The sequence below is a fragment of the Nocardioides sp. 503 genome, from assembly GCF_004522095.1.
Lineage (GTDB): Bacteria > Actinomycetota > Actinomycetes > Propionibacteriales > Nocardioidaceae > Nocardioides.
Genome location: NZ_SPUI01000004.1, coordinates 123,103 through 141,603, shown reverse-complemented (window position 1 = coordinate 141,603; position 18,501 = coordinate 123,103). Strand labels below are relative to the sequence as shown.

Here is an 18,501-nt window from a genome sequence, read left to right as displayed (position 1 = left end):
CGTTCTGGATCCCAGCTCCGTCGACGGTGGCACTGCATTCAGCAGCCCACTGCCGAGTCCGCGATCCGCTACTTCGATACCTTCGAATGAGAATGGCAAAGATGGAACTGACGAAACGAGAGATCCTCGGGGTCCGCGCAAGTCTGCTCGAAACCATCACGGATCACTTTTTCCACGGCAACCTGCGGCTTGTCGAGGAGTCCAAACGGCTGTTCTCGGAGCTGGATGCTGCTTACCACGACGAGTCTTCAAGCCCAAGAACTTTCCATTTCGACAGATTCGGCCTAGGAGTTCTCGACCGAACCTTCTCCCATGTCGGTGCTGTCATCGAGGAGTGGGAGTTCCAGACCCGAATTAGGCTGACCGTCGACGAGTTCCAGGGACTCGCCGACCGCGTCAGGGCGCTTTGTGATGAGTCTGACTGAGCGAAGGAAGCCGACCACACGCGACTGGCAGACCGATCGTTTCCGTCGCGGCCGGTATCACCCAAACTGCCGACCATTGGAACCCGAAGGTCCGGTCCGCCCGGCGCCGCTACCACGAGGAGAAGTGGGGGAGCCATCTCCCGCACGGCAGGTCGGCCACCTCGCCGTCTGCACCATCGGCAAGGAACCGCCGCGACGTCTCGCGCCTCGCCAGCCGCCCGCACCGCTGATGCCGGCACAAGGCAAAGACCGGAACGCCGGCCCGCAGCATACAGATCCACACTGGCGGGCTCTAATGTCGCGACACGTGCCGCGCTGCGGTCATCCATGGCACCCAGTCCAAGGACCTGATGATGCAGAGCCTGGCTGTCTGTGCACTGCATCTCTTGGCCGCTACCGGGTATCCACGAGGAATCAGACACCTGCCCTCCGGCGTCCTCTTCCGTGTCCGCCAGCCTTCCCTAGATGTCGCCGGCGCCGCCCGGGCAAGACGCCCGAGGAGCGCCAGGCCGAGGCACAGGCGCTGCACGAGACCCTCACGGCTCGAGTCGAGCAGCTGGTCGACTCCGACCAGTGGCTCCGGTTCCTGGCCTTCACCGCAGCGTTCCACCACTACACCTGCCGAACCTGCTGCTGATCTCCGCGCAGGGCCCGCACGCGTCGCAGGTCACGGGTTCCGCCAGTGGCAGGCCAAGGGCCGCCAGGTTCCGCAAGGGGGAGCGGGGGATCGAGATCCGTGGAGTCTCCACGAAGAAGATCACCGAGGAGGACCCCGAGACCGGCGACGTCGTCGAGCGGCAACTACGCCGGTTCCCGGTCCTCCGTCAAGACTTGTCGGATCAGGCGGGGTCAGGCGCCGTCGCCGGGCCCGGCGGGCTGACGCTCGAGGCACCCGGGACGTAGCCCAGCTCGGCGTTCTCGGCGTCCTGCAGCGGGCCGGAGGTCGGCTGGTCCCGAAGGTCGGGGATGAACCACGCCGCCACGGCGGCGCCGGCCATGCCGACCGCCAGCACCAGGAAGCCGACGGTGTAGCCGCTCTCGGCGGGAATCCCCGTGGGACCCACGTGGGCGGTGACGATGCCGGCCATGACGGCCGCGCCGACGGAGCCGCCGATGGTGCGGATGTTGGCGTTCATGCCGCTGGCGACGCCGGTCTGCTCGCGCGGCACGGAGGCGATCACGACGCCGGCCAGGCTCGAGAAGACCAGGCCCGAGCCGACGCCCTGCACGGTCGTGGCGGCGTACAGCTGCGCGGTGGTGTCGTGGAAGAGGGCCATGCTCGCGAAGGCCGTGGCGGTGAGCAGCGTGCCGGTGACGATGACCGCGCGGGCGCCCACCGCGTGGATGAGCCGCGCCGTGAAGAAGCCGACGAGGAAGCTCGCGATCGCCGAAGGGACGAGCAGCAGCCCGGACTCCGAGATCGTCGCCCCGAAGCCGTAGCCCGCGGCAGACGGGGTCTGCAGGAACTGGGGGAGGAAGCCGAACGCCGCGAACATGCCGAAGCCGACGAACGCCGCGACCAGGTTGGTGGTCCACACTCCGCGCAGGCGCATCATCCGCATGTCGATCATCGGCACGGGCACGCGGCTCTCGACACCCACCCAGCCGACGACGCCGACCACCGCGAGCGCGAAGAGCCCGAGGATCCTCGGGGACGACCAGCCCCACACGTTGCCCTCGGAGAGGGCGAGGAGGAGGGCGACCAGCCACACCGCGAGGAGTACGGCGGGCAGCACCGGCAGCCGCGCCGGCGTACGCACCGGCGACTCGGGCACGAAGAGCGCAGCGGCGAGGGCGGCCACGGCGGTGACGCCCATCGGCAGCCAGAACAGGCCGTCCACCCCGAAGGCGTCCACGATGGGACCGGCGATGACGATGCCGAAGCCGAAGCCCACGGCGGTGAGCGAGGCGAGGACGCTGAGTGCGGTGGTGACCTTGTCCTTGAACTCGTCGCGCGCGATGCCGAACGCGAGCGGCAGCACGCCGCCGCCGGCGCCCTGCACGACGCGGGCGAAGATCAGCCAGCCGATGCTGGGCGCCAAAGCCGCCAGCAGCGAGCCGACGACCAGCGCGCACAGAGTGATGACGAGCATCCGGGTCTTGCCGAGGACGTCGCCGACGCGACCGAGCAGGGGAGTGGCGATCGAGGCGCTGAGGAGGTAGGCCGTGAGCACCCAGGTGACCGTCGTCTGGTCGGTCTCGAACTCGCCCTGGATGGTGGCCAGCACCGGCACGATCATCGACTGCAGCAGCGCGAAGGACGACACCGCCACCGCGAGCACGGCGAAGGTGATGCTGCCGCGACCCGGCCTGGACATGCGTACTCCTCACAGTGGTTGCTGAAGGCAACCAATGCGGTCGATCCTAGTCGGGAGTCAGGGCCGGCCGACCGGTGGTCCCGGGGTCAGTCGGCGTTGGGCTCGATGGTGCGGCTGCGGTCGGGTGCGAACCCGTGGGCGATCCCCCACAGCACGGCCTGCGAGCGCCGCGTGACCTCCATCTTGCGGTAGGCCGTGCGCACGTAGGTCTTCACCGAGTTGATGCTGAGGTAGCAGCGGTCCGCGATCTCCTGGTTGGAGAGCCCCTGCGTGATGAGCGCGATCACCTCGGCCTCGCGGGCGCTGAGCCCGTGGTCGACGCCCGGCCAGGTGCCGAGCGTGCTGACATCGTCGCCGTTGAGGTCGACGCCGGCCGTGATGGTCTCCCCGGCGTGGACCGCCTCGATCCCCTTGACGAGGTCCTCGGCGCTGATGCCCTTCGAGAGGTAGCCGGCGGCGCCGCGCGACAGCGCGCGGTCGACGAGCTCGGGCTGGACGTTCCACGTGAAGATGACGATCCGGGCCTCGCCCCCGGAGACCAGCTGGTCGATGTCGACGGCGTCGCCCTGGACCTGACCGAAGGTGTCGTAGAGCAGCACGTCCACGTCGCTGATCACCGGCAGGCGGGAGTCCAGCTCCACGACCTCGACACGGTCGCGGTAGGGCTCGAGCACCGCAGCGACGCCGTGGACCACGATCTCGTAGTCGTTGACGATCGCGAGCCGGATCGGGGTAGGAGACACGGCGTGAGTTTACTCAGAGTCGCGTGTCGCGCGTGATCGGCGAGCATCTCGGTGCCTCAGGACGACACGCACTGATCTCAGCACCGGGCGCACCGACGCCGTGCCCGGCAGCACGGCTGCGGTTTCGTCAGGTCCGGTGAGGCGACGTGTCGAGCCGGCCGGCGCAGGCGGGAAAGGCAGCAGCCCCGGTCGGTGACCGGGGCTGCTGGGCGGTACGGCATCAGGGACTCGAACCCCGAACCCGCTGATTAAGAGTCAGCTGCTCTGCCAATTGAGCTAATGCCGCGCGGTGAAGCGACGCTGACATTACCAGCGGGGTACCGCTCGGAAAAATCGAGGGGAGCCTCACTGGAAGAGTCCGTCGCCCGCACCGTCCGAAGCCCTCGGCGGTCGAGGCTCTGCCGAAGGGCTGCGCGGCTGGGGAGGACGTCCTGAGGTAGCAGGGCGGGAGGTTCTGGGCAAGAACGTGCGCTTCTGGGCCGTTATTTCGCCCCAGAACGTCAGGGTTTTCAGCAGATGCTGAAAACCTGCCCCGGTGCCCTCAGAGCATGGCAAGGACGGCCTGAGCGGCGTTGTGGCCGCCGAGGCCGGAGACGGCGCCGCCGCGGCGGGCGCCGGAGCCGCAGAGGAGCACCGAGTCGTGGTCGGTGTGGACGCCCCACTGCTGGGCAGGGGTCTCCATGCGCGAGCGGTTCGGAGCCCAGGGCCAGTCCAGGTCGCCGTGGAAGATGTGGCCCCCGGGCATGGCGAGGTCGCGCTCGACGTCCTGGGGGATCTTGGCCTCGATGCACGGGTTGCCGTCGGCGTCGCGGGCCACGCAGCCCTCGAGGGGCTCGGTGAGGTGGGCGTCGAGGGAGGCGATCGCGCGACGGACGGCCAGCGCCTTCGCGCCCTCGGGGTCCTCGCGGAACAGCGAGGCCGGGGTGTGCAGCCCGAAGTAGGTGAGGGTGTGGGTGCCCGCGGGCTCCTCGCCGAGGATCGAGGGGTCGGTGAGGGAGTGGCAGTAGACCTCGCCCGGCAGCGAGGAGGGCACCTCGCCGCGCGCGGCCTCGGCGTACGCCGCCTCGAGCATGGAGAGGTCCTCGCCGAGGTGGAGGGTGCCGGCGAACGCGAGGGCGGGGTCCATGCCCGAGCGGAGGCCGGGCAGCCGGTCGAGGAGGAAGTTGACCTTGAGCTGGGCGCCCTCGGGCTTGGTGGCCGGGTCCTCCGGCTCGCCCAGCAGGATGCGCAGCACCCAGGGAGCGACGTTGGCGAGGACGAAGCGTCCGCTCACGGTGTGGCTGGCCTCCCCGTCGTGGAACGTGACGTCCGCGCCGCCGTCGTACGGCGCGATGGCGCTGACGCCGGCACCGGTCACGATCTCGGCGCCGGCCTCGACCGCCACGCGGTGCAGCTCGGTCGTCACGGCGCCCATGCCGCCGATCGGCACCCGCCACTCGCCGGTGCCGTTGCCGATCAGGTGGTAGAGGAAGCAGCGGTTCTGCACGAGGGAGGGGTCGTGCAGCGAGGCGAAGGTGCCGATCAGCCCGTCGGTGCCGACGACGCCGCGCACGGTGTCGTCGGCGAAGCGGGACTCGATCGTCGCGCCCAGCGGCGTGGTCACCAGGTCGCGCCAGATGCCCGGGTCGACGCGCTCGCGGAGGTCGCTCTCCGTGGCCAGCGGCTGCAGGAGCGTCGGCGCGACGACGTGGGCCAGCTCGGCGACGTCGGCGTAGAACTCCCGCCAGGCGTCGTACTCGGTGTCCGAGCCGGTCAGCTCGCGGAAGGACCGCCGGGTCGCCTCGCCCTCCTCGTGCTCGACGAACAGGCCGCCGGGACGGCCGTCGCGCAGCACCGGGGTGTACGACGCGGTGGCGCGCGAGGCCAGCCTCAGGTCCAGGCCGAGGTCGGCGATGACCTGCTCCGGCAGGAGGGAGACGAGGTAGGAGTAGCGCGACAGCCGCGTCTCGTGTCCGCGGAACGCCGCCGCCGACACCGCGGCGCCACCGGTGTGGGCGAGCCGCTCGAGCACGAGGACCGAGAGCCCCGCGCGGGCGAGGTAGGCGGCCGAGACGAGCCCGTTGTGGCCCCCACCGACGACCACGACGTCGTAGTGCTGCTGCGCTGTAGTCACCGGCCGAACCTACGACACGGTGTCCGGCAGGTGATCAGCGCTCGACAGCATCGTCGTTTCGGTGCGGGAGGCACTAGGTTGCTGCTCTGATTCTCTCGGGTTCGTTCGCCTGGGAGGGGTGGGCCAGGTGCGGAAGTCCTGGGTCGTGCGTGTCGTGGCCGTCGTCCTGCTGATGGCGGCCACCGGTCTGATGGCCGTCTGGGGTGCCCCCGACGGTGGCCGGGTGACGGGCATCTGGCCGGCGGGCCTCGCCACCGGGGCGCTGCTGCTGGCACGCCGACGTCGCACCGCCACGCTGCTGCTCGTGATCTTCCTGGTCGCGCTCGGCACCATCTGGGGACCGTCGCTGGTCAGCGACAACGGCCGGCCGTTCGCGGTGGCCCTGGGCTTCGCGCTCGGCAGCACGCTCGAGGCGTGGGTGGTCGCGCGGCTTTTCACCGACGGGGTGGACGACCGACCGCCGCTGCGGTCCGACCTCGACCTGCGCCGCTACTTCCGCTCGATCGCGGTCGGTGGCGCCGTGGGCGGGCTCCTGGGCTACGCGACCTCGGTCGCCGCCGACTGGGGCGACCCGCTCATGGTGGGCGTGACCATCGGCACCTCCCACATCGCCTCCAACCTGACCCTGGTCCCGTTCTTCTGCCGCCCGCCCAACCAGGAGTCCGTCGCCTCGCGCGGCGAGCGGGTCTTCCAGTGGGTCACGATCGTGACCGTGACGCCGGCGGTGTTCCTGCCGACCGACTTCCCCTCGCTGGTCTTCGTCGCCATCCCGGTGCTCGCCTGGGGCGCGCTGCGGCTGAGCCCCCGGGAGTCGCTGGCCCAGATGGTCGCCGTGCTCGCGTTCGCGGTCTTCATGACCACGGGCGGCTACGGGCCCTTCGCCGACGTCTCCGAGCGCTACGACGTGCCCGTGGACTTCCGCGGCCTGATCCTGGCGTGCTTCGCGCTCGTCTGCGCGGTGATCGTGGTGCCCCTGATGATCCGCATGGGCGAGCAGATCGCCTCGGCACGCGAGGCCAAGGCGGAGCGCGACATCGTCCAGCGCATCGTCGACGGCGCCAACGGCGTCGCGATCATCGGCAGCGACGAGCAGGGGCGGGTCAACCTCTACAACCCCGGGGCGCAGCGCCTGCTGGGCTACGAGGCCGCCGAGGTGCTCGGCGAGCGCACCACGATGTTCCACAGTCCCGAGGCGATCCGGGACAAGGCTGCCGAGCTCGGCGTGTCGGAGACCTTCTCGGACGTCGTGCAGGAGATGACCAAGGCCGGCGCCGCCGGCACGAACATCCGGTTCCGGCGCAAGGACGGCGTCGAGCGCACCCACGCCATCACGCTGTCGCGGCTCTCCGACGACCGGGGGCGCACCACCGGCTACGTCAGCACCTCCGAGGACGTCACGGACCAGCTGGAGTCCCGGCGGGCCCTCGTGGAGGCGCTGGAGGTCGAGCGCCAGGCCGTCGAGCGCCTCCAGGAGGTCGACAGCGTCAAGGACTCCTTCGTCTCGAGCGTGAGCCATGAGCTGCGCACCCCGATGACCAGCATCCTGGGCTACCTCGAGATGCTCGGCGAGGACGCCTACGGCGCGCTCACCGGCGACCAGCGCAACGCCGTACGCCGAGTCTCGGCCAACACCCAGCGCCTGCTCGGGCTGATCGACGACCTGCTCACGCTCTCGCGCGTGGACAGCGAGGGCTTCGACTACGTCGACCGGGTCTTCGACCTCCGGAGCGCCATCGGCGCCGCCTACGCCGTGGTCCTGCCCTCCTGGGAGGGCCGCGAGCTCGACGTGACGCTGCGGCTTCCCGAGGAGCCGGTGCCGCTGATGGGCGATCGGGACATGATCGAGCGGGTCACGCTCAACCTGCTGAGCAACGCCGTGAAGTTCACGCCCGACGGCGGTGCCATCCAGGTCGAGCTGGACGTCGACGGGGAGGTCGCCGCCCTCGTCGTCACCGACTCCGGGATCGGCGTGCCCGAGCAGGAGCAGGACCAGCTCTTCAACCGCTTCTTCCGCTCGACGCTGGCCCAGAAGCAGGCCATCCCCGGCAGCGGGCTCGGTCTGTCGATCACCCGCGCGATCGTGGAGAAGCACGGCGGCACGATCTCCTTCACCTCCGGCGACGGCGGTACGTCGTTCCGGGTGCAGCTGCCGATCGTCACCTGACGGACGCGGACCTGCCCTGAGGTCACCAGGTTAGGGTCGCCTCACCATGTCTCGGACCTATCGCGACTCCTTCGGCATCCCGCACGTCCGGGCCGACTCGGTCCTCGACCTCGCGCGCGGCCAGGGCGAGGTCACGGCGAACGACCGGTCCTGGCAGCTGGAGTGGCTGCGCCGCCGCGCCACGGGCACGACCGCGGAGGTGCTCGGCCCCACGGCGCTGGGCTGGGATCGCTTCGCCCGCCGCACCCTGGTCGCCCGCACGGCGCGCCGCGCCCACGCCGCGCTCGGCGACGAGACGCGCGCCTTCGTCGCGGCGTACGTCGCCGGCGTCAACGCCGGGCTGCGCGCCGACGTCCACGAGCTCGAGGTGCTCGGGGTGGAGCCGCAGCCGTGGGAGGAGTGGACCCCGCTGGCGGTGTTCCTCGCGCAGCACCTGCTCTTCGCCAACCTGGGCGGCAAGCTCTGGGCCCAGCGGTCCCGCGACGTGCTCGGGGCCGACGCCGCGCTGCTCTCCCACGAGGGTCCGCTCCCCAGCGGCAGCAACGCGTGGGCGGTCGGCGGCGCCCGGACGGCCAGCGGCCTGCCGCTGATCGGCGGCGACCCGCACCGCGTCATCGAGGCGCCCGGCGTCTACCAGCAGGTGCGCCTGGCGTGCGAGGACCCCGACGACGGCTTCGACGTGGTCGGGCTGGCCTTCCCCGGTGTGCCCGGGGTGCCGCACTTCGCCCACGCCGGCGACGTCGCGTGGGCGATCACCAACGCCTGCGGCGACTACCAGGACGTCTACGCCGAGCCCACGCCCTACGACGCGGTGGAGCAGTGGGTCGAGTCGGTCCCGGTGCGCGACGGCGACCCGGTGGACGTCGAGGTCGTCGTGACGCCGCGCGGCGCGGTCTTCGAGGACGGGCTCAGCCTGCGCACCGCCTCCCTCGAGCTCGGCGACCTCGGCTTCGACGCGATCCTGCCGCTGCTGCGCGCGCGCACCGTCGAGGACGTCGACCGGGCCCTCGACCACTGGGTGGAGCCGGTCAACAACGTCGTCGTCGCCGACCGGCACGGTGCGGTGCGCTACCGGCTCGCCGGCCGGGTGCCGCTGCGTCCCGACGCCCACCGCCGGGGCGTCGTCGTCCCGGGGTCGGGCACGGGCTGGAGCGGCTGGCTCGAGGACGTCCACCGCCTTGACGTCCCGCCCGACGGCCAGGTCGTCACGGCCAACGAGCGTCGCGGACCGGAGAGCGACGCCGTCGGCGCGGTCTTCGCCCCGCCCCACCGGGCCGAGCGCATCCACGAGCTGCTCACCGGTCGCGACGGCCTGACTCCCGAGGACTTCGCCGCGATCCAGGACGACGCCCACCTGGCGACGGTCCCGGCGCTGCGCGCGCTCGTGCCCGGGGCCTTCGACGGCTGGGACGGCGCCATGGAGGCCGGGTCCGCGCGGGCCGGCGCGTTCGCGGCGTGGCGCTCGGCGCTCGTACGCCGGATCGCGGCCGAGCCGGTGTTCGCGCCGCTGCACGAGCCGCGCCACGACCCGCTGCTCCTACCTTGGGTCGACGTCACGGCCCGGATCGCCCTCGCGCTGCCCACCTTGGCGTCGCACGGCACGCCGTACGGGATCGACCTGGGTCGGCTCGCGCGCGAGGCCCTCGAGGAGACCGCCGGCTCCACCGCCATGTGGGGTGAGACCCACGTCGTGACGCCGGTGCACGCCTTCGACGTCTACGGCGACAAGCTGGTCGCGCCGCACGTGCCGCACCTGCCGGTCAGCGGCGACAGCGACTGCGTGCGGTGCACCGGCTCGATCCCGGGACTCACGGACGACGCCTACCGCGGCTCCGTCGCGCGCTACGTGTGGGACCTCGCCGACCGGCAGGCCAGCGCGTGGGTGGTGCCGCTGGGCGCCTCCGGCGACCCGGGCGACCCGCACCACCACGACCAGCTCGCCCTGTGGGCAGAGGGCCGGCTGGTGCCCGTCGTCACCGACTGGGCCCGACTGACGGAGCAGCCATGACCGACGCGGGCATCCGGCACCTGCGCCTGGAGCGCGTCGACCCGGCGCGGGACTCGCCACTGCTGCACGCGTGGGTGGTCGAGGACCGGGCGCAGTTCTGGATGATGACCGAGCACACGCTCGAGGAGGTCCGCGAGATCTACGAGTGGATCGACGAGCAGCCCACGCACGCGGCGTACCTCGCCTGGGCCGACGACGAGGCGGCCGCGCTCTTCCAGACCTACGACCCGCGCGCCGAGGAGGTCGGTGAGCACCTCGACGTCCGCCCGGGCGACGTCGGCGTCCACTTCATGCTGGCGCCGCCGACAAGTCGCCGCAGCGGTTTCACCGGCACGGTCGTGGCGTTCCTGCTCGACACGGTGTTCGCCGACCCGACGGTGCAGCGGCTGGTGGCCGAGCCGGACGCGCGCAACGCCAAGGCGGTGGCACTCGTCGAGCGGCTGGGCTTCGAGCTCGGTCCCGTCGTCCAGCTGTCGACCAAGCCGGCGCGGCTCGCGTTCTTCAGCCGCGCGGCCTACGAGTCGATGCCGCGGGAGCGCTGAGCGGCTTCTCGAACCACCGCTGCGCGTAGGGGTTGTCGTTGTAGCGCGCGACCGAGGCGTAGCCGGAGCGCTCGTAGAGCGCGATCGCGTCGGTGAGGGTCGCGTTGGTGTCGAGCCGTACGACGGTGTGGCCCAGCGCCGCCGCGTCGTCCTCGAGCCGGCGCAGCATCCGCGCCCCGAGCCCGGCGCCCCGCCAGCCGTCGTGCACCCACATGCGCTTGACCTCGCCCACCCCCTCGCCGAGCGACTGCACGCCGCCGCAGGCGACGACCTCCCCGTCGCTGCGTGCCAGCACGAACGTGCCGCCCGGCGGGCGCATCGTGGCGAGGTCGGCCTCGGTGAGCGGGCCGGGATCGAAGCCGCCCTCGAAGCGCCGGTCCAGCTCGGCGAAGTAGTGGCCCATCGCCAGTCGGGCGTTCGGGGAAGCCGGGTCGACCACCTCGAACTCCAGCGTGGCGGCGCGCACCAGCAGGTCGGCGGTCGCGAGCGCTTCGGCCAGCCGCGCGCGCTGCCGCTCGCTGAGCGGCTCCAGCAGCCGGGTCGCGAGAGCGTCGGAGCGATCGTCGAGGTCCGTCAGCAGCCGGGCGCCCGACTCCGTCAGCGCGGCGACCCGGCGCCGCCGGTCGGCCGGGTCGGGGCTGAGCTCGACGAGGCGGCGGGACTCCAGCCCGCGCAGCAGCCGGCTGAGGTAACCCGAGTCCAGGCCCAGGCGCGCGCGCAGGTCCTGCACGGTGACCGGCTGCGCGCCGCCGATCTCGAAGAGCAGCCGAGCCGACGCCAGGGGCATCCCCAGCCCCAGGAAGGACTCGTCGAGCGCCCCGATGCGCTGGGTGTAGGTCCGGTTGAAGCGGCGCAGGACCGCGGTGCTCTCCATTCGTCTGACTCTAGTCAGACAAATATCGGGTCACGCCAGCGGGTCCCGGGGTGCGTGCTCGGCCCGCTCGAGGGGAACCGTGACGTACGTCTCACTCCATCACCCGACTCGGAGGCATCCCGATGGATCTCGGCACGACCACGACCCCCACCCCGGCGCTCGACCGCCGGACCATGTTCAAGGCGGCCGGCCTGACCGGCCTGGCGGTGGCCGCCCCGGCGGCCGGCGCCGTCGGCGCGCTGTCGGCGCCCCGCGACCTCGACCCCTTCGACCTGGACTTCGAGGTGGTGCGCCGCCAGCGCCCCGTCGACCTGGTCGCCCGGGGCTTCGTCCAGCTGCGCGACCGGTTCGAGCGCGGCCACGAGACCTACGAGCGGCTGTCCCCGACGGGGAGCCGCGGCAGGATCCAGTTCGGGGGCGGGCACCTGCGGGTGTCCGGCACCTCGCCGTTCTTCACCCTCTTCCGCTCGCAGACCCGGCAGCGCTCGCCGTACGCCGCCGTGGTGGTCGACGTGGCGGCCCGCGGCACCAGCCGGGGCACGGTCATGAGCGGGTTGATCAAGGACGCCGACAACTACGTCGTCGCCAGGTACGACGGCAACGCAGCCACGGTCGGCCTCGAGGTCTCGGTCGGTGGCACGGTCCAGACGCTCGGCACGGCGGCGGTGGACGTGCAGAAGCCGTTCCGCCTCGGCTTCGGCCTGACGAGCACGACGGTGGTGGCCTTCATCGACGACGGCTCGGGCTTCCGGCCGCTCGTCAAGGGCAACCTCTCCGGCATCCTGGACCTGCGCCGCCCGGCCAACCTGGCGCAGTACCGCAACGGCTTCGGCGTGCGTGCGCCCTCGGGCGCCGTGGTCCTCGACGGCGTGGTGGCCGGCTACTTCGGACAGCTCGGCCTGCGCGACCCGCACCTGGTCACCCGCGCCGACGGCACGCCGTACATCAAGGACAACCTGGCCTACCTCACCTTCACCCAGGCCGGCCTCGGCTTCTTCGAGACCGCCCACTGGGGCGTGTGGACGATGGACGTGCGCACCTTCGAGCTCAAGCAGGTGGCCAACCTGTTCTTCCAGCGCGACGGGAACCGCACGGTGCTGGGCGACCACGCCGGGCACATCGTGCTCGACGAGGCCAACGACCGCTGGATCATCGCCAACAGCACCTGGGGTGACTTCAGCGGCGAGAGCGTGCAGGTCAACTACGTCACGCTCCCGAAGCGCCGCAGCCCGCTGCGTGGCGTCCACGTCCTGCGCACCCGGCGGCTGCCGCTGCCGCTGGCCCAGCTGCCCTCCGCGGCCGTCGGCCAGTGGGACCCGCACCTGGTGCGGATCCGGCGCCGCTGGTACGTCGGCTTCGTCAACGCCCGCGAGTTCTTCAACTTCTACCCCGCGCTCGCGCGCAGCAAGGCGGGCGGCGACTTCACCGACCTGCAGCTGGTCGGTGCCGACGCCGCGAAGGTGGAGACTGAGGGGCCGGTGCTGCAGAAGTTCGGCGACCGCTGGTACGTCATGGCCAGCAACGGCGACGCCTCACCGGCCGCGATCCGCGGGCAGTACCCGGTCTACAACCTGGCCATGAAGCAGGTCGGCCGGCTCGACGCGCCGCACCCGACCAACATCCCGTGGCCGATGGTGATCCCGGTGCCGCTGCGCGACAACCGCACCCGCTGGTTGCTGGTGACGTTCAACGGCACGCAGCTCGACGAGGACCTGCTCGGCTACGGCACGCACGGCGACCTGATCGTCATGCGTGCCGAGCGCGACACCCGGGGGCACCAGTTCCCGCCGCTGCGCGGGTGAGCCGGTGACCGGGCAGACCGGCAGGTGAGCGGGGGAGCGGTCAGGGCACGTCGTCGATGACGTGCACGGCCGCTTCCTCAGCGCCCGCGCCGGCGCCGTCGATGCCGACGTCCTCGGCGACCAGGTCCTTCTCGACGTCCTCGTGGGCGCCCTCGTCGGGTGCCACCAGCCGGCCCGCGCGCGCCTCGCCGACGGTGTCGTCGGTGACGTCGCGGTCCAGGTCGGCGGCTTCGAGCTCGGCCTGCTCGTAGGGGTCGGGCTCGGGGACCTCCTGCTCGACCCGCTGGTCGAGGGTCTCACCGAGGCTCTCCTCCAGCGGGGTGTTGCCGAAGCCCTGGGCGGCTGACCACTTCTCGGGAGGGCTGTAGCCCTCGTCCAGCGGCTCGGCCAGCCCGCGGTTGTCGACCAGGCTGTCGCCCGAGCTCTGCGGCTGGTCCTCGTCGTCGACGCTGTAGCCGTGGTAGCTCTCGCCCGACGCGTCCCCGGTGTCGTCCACGCCGGGGTCGGTGCCGATCTCCGCTGCGATGTCGCCGTTCTCGCTCATGGGTCTCCTCTGCTCTCGGACAGGTGCAGGTAGCCCGTACCCGTCCAGGCTCCTGAGTACGCCGCCGGCAGCGCCATCCCCTTAACGAAGGAGTCCGAGAAGGCGTCGAGCCCCCGACCCGGGTGTCCGGGTCGGGGGCTCGATCACGCTGGGGTGAGTAACGGGACTTGAACCCGCGACATCCGCCACCACAAGGCGGCGCTCTACCAGCTGAGCTATACCCACCAGGTCGATCCAGGCGGCACCGGGGGTGCTGTCAGGATCAGAGAGGAGTGTAGACGGATCAGGGCGTCGGGCTGGAATCGGGCTCGGTGATGCCGGTCAGCGCGCCACCGTGACGCTCGGCGATCGGGCGGGCGGCGGCGGTGTCCGGGCCGGGGGAGGGCACGAAGACGGCCTCGCGGTAGTAGCGCAGCTCCTCGATGCTCTCCTGGATGTCGGCCAGGGCGCGGTGGTTGCCGCGCTTGGCCGGGGCCGCGAAGTAGGCCTTGGGGAACCACCGGCGCGACAGCTCCTTGATGGAGGAGACGTCGACGATCCGGTAGTGCAGGAACGAGTCCAGGTCGGGCATGTCGCGGGAGAGGAAGAGCCGGTCCGTGGAGACCGTGTTGCCGGCCAGCGGCGGGCGGGTGCCGTCGGGGCAGTGCTCCCGGATGTAGGCCAGCACCTGCTCCTCGGCCTCGGCGAGCGAGACGCCGGAGTCGAGCTCCTCGAGCAGGCCGGACTTCTCGTGCATGGTGCGGACGAAGTCGATCATCTGCTCCAGGGCCTCGGGCGGCGGCTTGACGATGATGTCGATGCCCTCGCCGAGCACGTTGAGGTCGAAGTCGGTGACCAGGGCCGCGACCTCGATCAGCGCGTCCGCCTTCAGGTCGAGCCCGGTCATCTCACAGTCGATCCACACCAGTCGGTCGCTCACGCCTCCCACAGTAGTCGGGCCCGGCGTCCCGGCAGGTCGGGACCTTCGCCTCTCAGACTCGACTCAGGGTCCGCCCCTAGCCTCAGGGTCGTGAGGCAATGGCTCGGACTGGTGGCGCGTCTGGTGACCGGTGGGGTCTGGATCTACGCCGGCGCGGTCAAGCTCCCCGACCCCTACGCGAGCGTGCAGGCGGTGCGGGCCTACGAGCTGCTCCCGGCGTCGGCCGCGGAGGCGGTCGGCTACCTGCTGCCGCCGCTGGAGATCGTGGTCGGACTGGCGCTCGTGCTGGGCCTGCTGACCCGCGGCGCCGCCGCGGTCTCGGCGGTGCTGTTCGTGGTGTTCATCATCGGCATCGCCTCGGTCTGGGCGCGCGGCATGGAGATCGACTGCGGCTGCTTCGGCGGCGGTGGATACGACCCCGACGCGCAGTCCAGCTACCCGTGGGAGATCGCCCGCGACGCCGCGCTCCTGCTCGCCTCCCTCTACCTCGTCTGGCTGAGGCGCTCGCGCCTCGCGCTGGACGACCTGCTGTTCCGCCGTACGACGTCCCCGACCCACGAAGGCTGATCCCGTGCCCAACCCGCCCAAGCCCACCAAGTCGCAGAAGGCCCAGGCCCGCGCCGAACGCGCCGCCGAGCTGATCCGCCAGCAGCAGGCCGCCGAGCGCCGCCGCAACCTGCTGGTCGTGGCCGGCGTGGTGGTCGCGATGGTGCTCATCGTGGGCGTGCTGTTCTTCGTCAACGCCTCGCGCGACTCCGCGGACGACATCGACGCGGCACCGGCCGGCCAGAGCGACTTCGGGCTGACGATCGGCGACTCCGGCGCCCCCCACGACGTGGTCATCTACGAGGACTTCCTGTGCCCCTTCTGCGGGCAGCTCGAGCGCGAGTCCTCCGACCAGCTCGACAAGCTCGCCAAGGAGGGCAAGGTCCAGGTCGAGTACCGGCCCTTCAACCTGCTGCAGACCGACTACTCGGTCGCGGCCGCCAACGCGTTCGCGGTGCTGCTCGACAAGGAGGGCCCGGAGGTCGCCAAGAAGTTTCACGACCTGATCTACGCCGACCAGCCCTCCGAGTCGGGCGAGCAGCCCGGCGCCGACTGGCTGCTCGAGAAGGCCGTGGACGCCGGCGCCGACGAGGCCGCCGTGAAGCCGGGCATCGAGGGGCTCACGGAGAAGGACTGGGTCGAGGACGCGACGAAGGCGGCGGCGGACGCGGGGGTCAGCAGCACGCCGACCATCCTGCTCGACGGCAAGGCCTACCAGGACGGTCGGACGATCGAGGAGATCGCGGACAACCTGGTCGCCGAGCTGGAGTGAGGCACGGCGGGGTGCCGCGGTTTCGCGCATCTGGCCGGGCGGCTGGCAGCATCGCGGGGATGAGCGACGACTTCATCTCACGGCTGCCCAAGGCCGAGCTGCACGTCCACCACATCGGATCCGCCTCGCCCCGGATCGTCAGCGAGCTGGCCGAGCGGCACCCGGGCACGGTGCCGTCCGACCCGGACGCGCTGCGGTCGTTCTTCGAGTTCCGCGACTTCGCGCACTTCATCGACGTCTACCTCGCGGTGGTCGGGCTGATCCGCACGCCGGAGGACCTGCGCTACCTCACCTACGAGATCGCCCGTGAGATGTCCCAGGCGCAGTCGCTGCGCTACGCCGAGCTCACCTGCACGCCGTACACGTCGGTGGCGGCGGGGATCGCGATCGAGGCCTACACCGAGGCCATCGAGGACGCCCGGCTGTCGGCCGAGCGCGACTTCGGGCTGGTGCTGCGCTGGATCTACGACATCCCCGGCGAGTCGGGGCTGCCGGCTGCGGACGACACGCTGCGCTACGCGCTCGACCACCGGCCCGAGGGCCTGGTCGGGTTCGGGCTGGGAGGCCCCGAGATCGGGGTGCCGCGCCCGCAGTTCGAGCCGCACTTCACCGCCGCGCGCGCCGCCGGGCTCCACTCGGTGCCGCACGCGGGGGAGACGACCGGCCCAGAGACCGTCTGGGACGCCGTGCGGCTGCTGGGCGCGGAGCGCATCGGCCACGGGACCTCCTCGGCGGCCGACCCCGCGCTGCTGGCGCACCTCGCCGAGCACCGGATCCCGCTGGAGGTCTGCCCGTCCTCCAACCTTGCGACCCGCGCGGTCGCGACCCTGGCCGAGCACCCGCTGCGGGCGTTCGTCGACGCCGGGGTGGTCGTCACGATCAACTCCGACGACCCGCCGATGTTCGGCACCACGCTCAACCGCGAGTACGAGATCGCCGCCGACCTGCTCGATCTGGACGACCGCGGCGTCGCCGACCTGGCGCGTACGGCGGTCGAGGTGTCCTTCGCGCCCGAGGACGTCAAGGCACGCGTGCTGGGCGAGATCGAGGAGCACGTCGCCGCGCAGGCGTGAGGGCGTCGCCGGCGGCAGCGTCAGGGTCAGCGCCAGGGCAGAGATATGGCCCCGCACTCTCATACAGTGCGGGGCCTGACCCCTTTCCTATCCCGTCGCGGCGAGCGGATCGGGGATCTCGACGCGTGTCGCGACGAAGTGCTCGTGGGCGCCGGAGAAGTGGGCCAGGACCCGCCCGGGCAGCGTCGGTCGCGCGTCCGGACGTCCGGACCGCGGCCCGAGCTGGCTCGCGTGGCACCGGATCGCGGCGGCCTTGGCGTCGTGGGCGTCCGAGCTCAGCGTCAGGCAGACCATGTCCTCCCAGGGCGCGGTGGAGGGGTCGCCCTCGCTCCAGAACCACACCGGGTACTCCACCAGCGTCGCCCCCGACGCCTCGGCCGCCGCCGCGGCGGCCCGCCCGGCGGCGTCGTGGTCGGGGTGGCCGTCGCGTCGCCACGGCGCGGCGACCAGCGTGGCCGAGGCCTCGCCCAGGAGCTCGGTCAGCGAGTGGGTGACTTGCGACTCGCAGTCGGCCACCCCACCGTCGGGCGCGCCCAGGAAGACCAACGGCGTGTCGGGGGCCAGGCGCGCGAGCGCGTTCTCCATCTCGGCGAGGCGCAGGGTCGCGAGCGCGTGACGGGTGTAGCCCTCGGAGGGCGACTGCGACGCCTCTCCGGCGGTGAGGAGGACGACGTAGACGGGGATGCCGCGCGTGAAGGCCGTGGCGATGAGGCCGCCGGCGCCCAGGCTCTCGTCGTCGGGGTGGGCGGAGACCACGACCAGGCGCCGGTAGGGCGTGAGGTCCAGCTCGGGGACCCGGGCGTAGTGGGCATGGGAGCGCCACTCCGCGGAGGTCGTGGGGGCCCGCACCGTGACAACCTACGAATTGCGCGGTAATGACGCTTCCTCCCCGCGGGTGAAATACGCTGCGGGCATGGAACACCGGACGAGGCCGATCAGGGTCGCGATCGTCAACGACTACGAGGTCGTCGTGGCGGGGGTAGCCGCCATGCTCGACGGCTTCGTCGACCGCGTCATCGTGGTCGAGATCGACGCCGGGCTCCCGGTCTACAGCGACGTCGACGTGATCCTCTACGACACGTTCGGCCAGGTGCAGGGCGACGGCGTCGACCTGGAGGACCTGGTCCGCGGCGGCGACGCCAAGGTCGTGATCTACAGCTGGAACACCCAGCCCGAGCTGGTGGACCGCACGCTGCGACAGGGCGCCCACGGCTACGTCTCGAAGTCGTTCACGGCCGAGGAGGTCGTGCAGGCGGTGGAGGCGGTCGACCGCGGCGAGGTCGTGCAGCCCGGCGCCGAGCCGGAGCCGGTCCGCGCGGCCGGGGCGTGGCCGGGCAAGGAGCACGGCCTCAGCGTGCGCGAGGCCGAGGTGCTGGCCCTGATCGCCCAGGGGCTCTCCAACCAGGAGATCGCCGACCGGTCCTACCTCAGCATCAACTCCGTCAAGACCTACATCCGCACGGCCTACCGCAAGATCGACGTCACCCGCCGCTCGCAGGCCGTCGCCTGGGGCATGACGCACGGGCTGTCGCCCGACCGGCTGCGCGTGATCGACCCCGCTCGCGGCTGAGCCCGCAGCGGCTCGGATGGAGCCGGGCCCGTCGGGGTACCTGAACCGGTTCGCCACCATCAGGAGCCGTCATCGCATCTCCGTCGTA

16 protein-coding genes and 2 tRNA genes are annotated in these 18,501 nt (G+C 71.6%); 9 read left to right on the top strand and 9 right to left on the bottom strand.

Annotated elements, in window-relative coordinates; genetic code table 11:
• The first annotated feature begins 101 nt into the window (after positions 1–101).
• Entirely contained in the window at positions 102–425 is a 324-nt protein-coding gene (locus tag E4622_RS14480; RefSeq protein ID WP_134740941.1) for a hypothetical protein, read from the top strand.
• Between the two features lie 839 nt (positions 426–1,264).
• Here the strand turns inward: E4622_RS14480 and E4622_RS14475 are convergent.
• The 4 genes from E4622_RS14475 to E4622_RS14460 all read right to left on the bottom strand — a co-directional run bounded on the left by E4622_RS14475 (position 1,265) and on the right by E4622_RS14460 (position 5,599).
• Complete coding sequence (locus E4622_RS14475; RefSeq protein ID WP_209021956.1) at positions 1,265–2,743, bottom strand: MFS transporter; 1,479 nt, start codon at positions 2,741–2,743, stop codon at positions 1,265–1,267.
• Between the two features lie 86 nt (positions 2,744–2,829).
• Positions 2,830–3,486 carry a response regulator transcription factor gene (locus E4622_RS14470; protein WP_134740940.1) on the bottom strand — a complete coding sequence of 219 codons (657 nt, stop codon included), beginning with the start codon at positions 3,484–3,486 and terminating at the stop codon, positions 2,830–2,832.
• A gap of 213 nt (positions 3,487–3,699) precedes the next feature.
• Positions 3,700–3,772: transfer RNA gene (locus E4622_RS14465), tRNA-Lys, on the bottom strand.
• 255 nt (positions 3,773–4,027) lie between these two features.
• On the bottom strand, positions 4,028–5,599 hold the full coding sequence (locus E4622_RS14460; protein WP_134740939.1) for an NAD(P)/FAD-dependent oxidoreductase: 1,572 nt from the start codon (positions 5,597–5,599) through the stop codon (positions 4,028–4,030).
• 127 nt (positions 5,600–5,726) lie between these two features.
• On the opposite strand from E4622_RS14460, the gene E4622_RS14455 reads away from it, so the two are divergent.
• The 3 genes from E4622_RS14455 to E4622_RS14445 are packed head-to-tail and all read left to right on the top strand — an operon-like array spanning position 5,727 to position 10,313.
• Complete coding sequence (locus E4622_RS14455) at positions 5,727–7,763, top strand: ATP-binding protein (RefSeq protein ID WP_134740938.1); 2,037 nt, start codon at positions 5,727–5,729, stop codon at positions 7,761–7,763.
• Positions 7,764–7,809: 46 nt separating this feature from the next.
• The gene (locus E4622_RS14450; protein WP_134740937.1) at positions 7,810–9,771 is read left to right on the top strand and encodes a penicillin acylase family protein; all 1,962 of its coding nucleotides are present in this window, start codon (positions 7,810–7,812) and stop codon (positions 9,769–9,771) included.
• Complete coding sequence (locus E4622_RS14445) at positions 9,768–10,313, top strand: GNAT family N-acetyltransferase (RefSeq protein ID WP_134740936.1); 546 nt, start codon at positions 9,768–9,770, stop codon at positions 10,311–10,313. Before E4622_RS14450 ends, E4622_RS14445 begins: the two co-directional genes overlap by 4 nt.
• Here the strand turns inward: E4622_RS14445 and E4622_RS14440 are convergent.
• Entirely contained in the window at positions 10,273–11,187 is a 915-nt protein-coding gene (locus E4622_RS14440; RefSeq protein WP_134740935.1) for a helix-turn-helix domain-containing GNAT family N-acetyltransferase, read from the bottom strand. The genes E4622_RS14445 and E4622_RS14440 overlap by 41 nt on opposite strands.
• Before the next feature lie 122 nt (positions 11,188–11,309).
• On the opposite strand from E4622_RS14440, the gene E4622_RS14435 reads away from it, so the two are divergent.
• On the top strand, positions 11,310–12,989 hold the full coding sequence (locus E4622_RS14435) for a hypothetical protein (RefSeq protein ID WP_134740934.1): 1,680 nt from the start codon (positions 11,310–11,312) through the stop codon (positions 12,987–12,989).
• Positions 12,990–13,029: 40 nt separating this feature from the next.
• Here E4622_RS14435 and E4622_RS14430 read toward each other — a convergent pair whose 3' ends face one another.
• From E4622_RS14430 to orn, 3 genes are all read right to left on the bottom strand, one after another.
• Entirely contained in the window at positions 13,030–13,533 is a 504-nt protein-coding gene (locus tag E4622_RS14430; protein ID WP_134740933.1) for a DUF5709 domain-containing protein, read from the bottom strand.
• Positions 13,534–13,682: 149 nt separating this feature from the next.
• Positions 13,683–13,758, bottom strand: a tRNA-His gene (locus E4622_RS14425).
• A 58-nt stretch (positions 13,759–13,816) separates the two neighbouring features.
• Positions 13,817–14,452, bottom strand: a complete 636-nt coding sequence (orn, locus tag E4622_RS14420) for an oligoribonuclease (RefSeq protein ID WP_134740932.1) — start codon at positions 14,450–14,452, stop codon at positions 13,817–13,819.
• Positions 14,453–14,542: 90 nt separating this feature from the next.
• Here orn and E4622_RS14415 point away from each other — a divergent pair, with 90 nt between their 5' ends.
• Genes E4622_RS14415 through E4622_RS14405 form a run of 3 tightly spaced genes read left to right on the top strand, consistent with a single transcriptional unit; the run spans position 14,543 to position 16,843 of the window.
• Positions 14,543–15,019 (top strand): MauE/DoxX family redox-associated membrane protein, encoded by a 477-nt coding sequence (locus tag E4622_RS14415; protein WP_134740931.1) that lies wholly within the window; start codon positions 14,543–14,545, stop codon positions 15,017–15,019.
• Positions 15,020–15,023: 4 nt separating this feature from the next.
• The gene (locus E4622_RS14410) at positions 15,024–15,770 is read left to right on the top strand and encodes a thioredoxin domain-containing protein (RefSeq protein WP_245156041.1); all 747 of its coding nucleotides are present in this window, start codon (positions 15,024–15,026) and stop codon (positions 15,768–15,770) included.
• Between the two features lie 59 nt (positions 15,771–15,829).
• Positions 15,830–16,843, top strand: a complete 1,014-nt coding sequence (locus tag E4622_RS14405; protein ID WP_134740930.1) for an adenosine deaminase — start codon at positions 15,830–15,832, stop codon at positions 16,841–16,843.
• An 87-nt stretch (positions 16,844–16,930) separates the two neighbouring features.
• On the opposite strand, the gene E4622_RS14400 is transcribed toward E4622_RS14405, so the two are convergent.
• Complete coding sequence (locus tag E4622_RS14400) at positions 16,931–17,692, bottom strand: PIG-L family deacetylase (protein WP_134740929.1); 762 nt, start codon at positions 17,690–17,692, stop codon at positions 16,931–16,933.
• A 64-nt stretch (positions 17,693–17,756) separates the two neighbouring features.
• Here E4622_RS14400 and E4622_RS14395 point away from each other — a divergent pair, with 64 nt between their 5' ends.
• Entirely contained in the window at positions 17,757–18,413 is a 657-nt protein-coding gene (locus tag E4622_RS14395) for a response regulator transcription factor (RefSeq protein WP_134740928.1), read from the top strand.
• Positions 18,414–18,501: the final 88 nt, after the last annotated feature.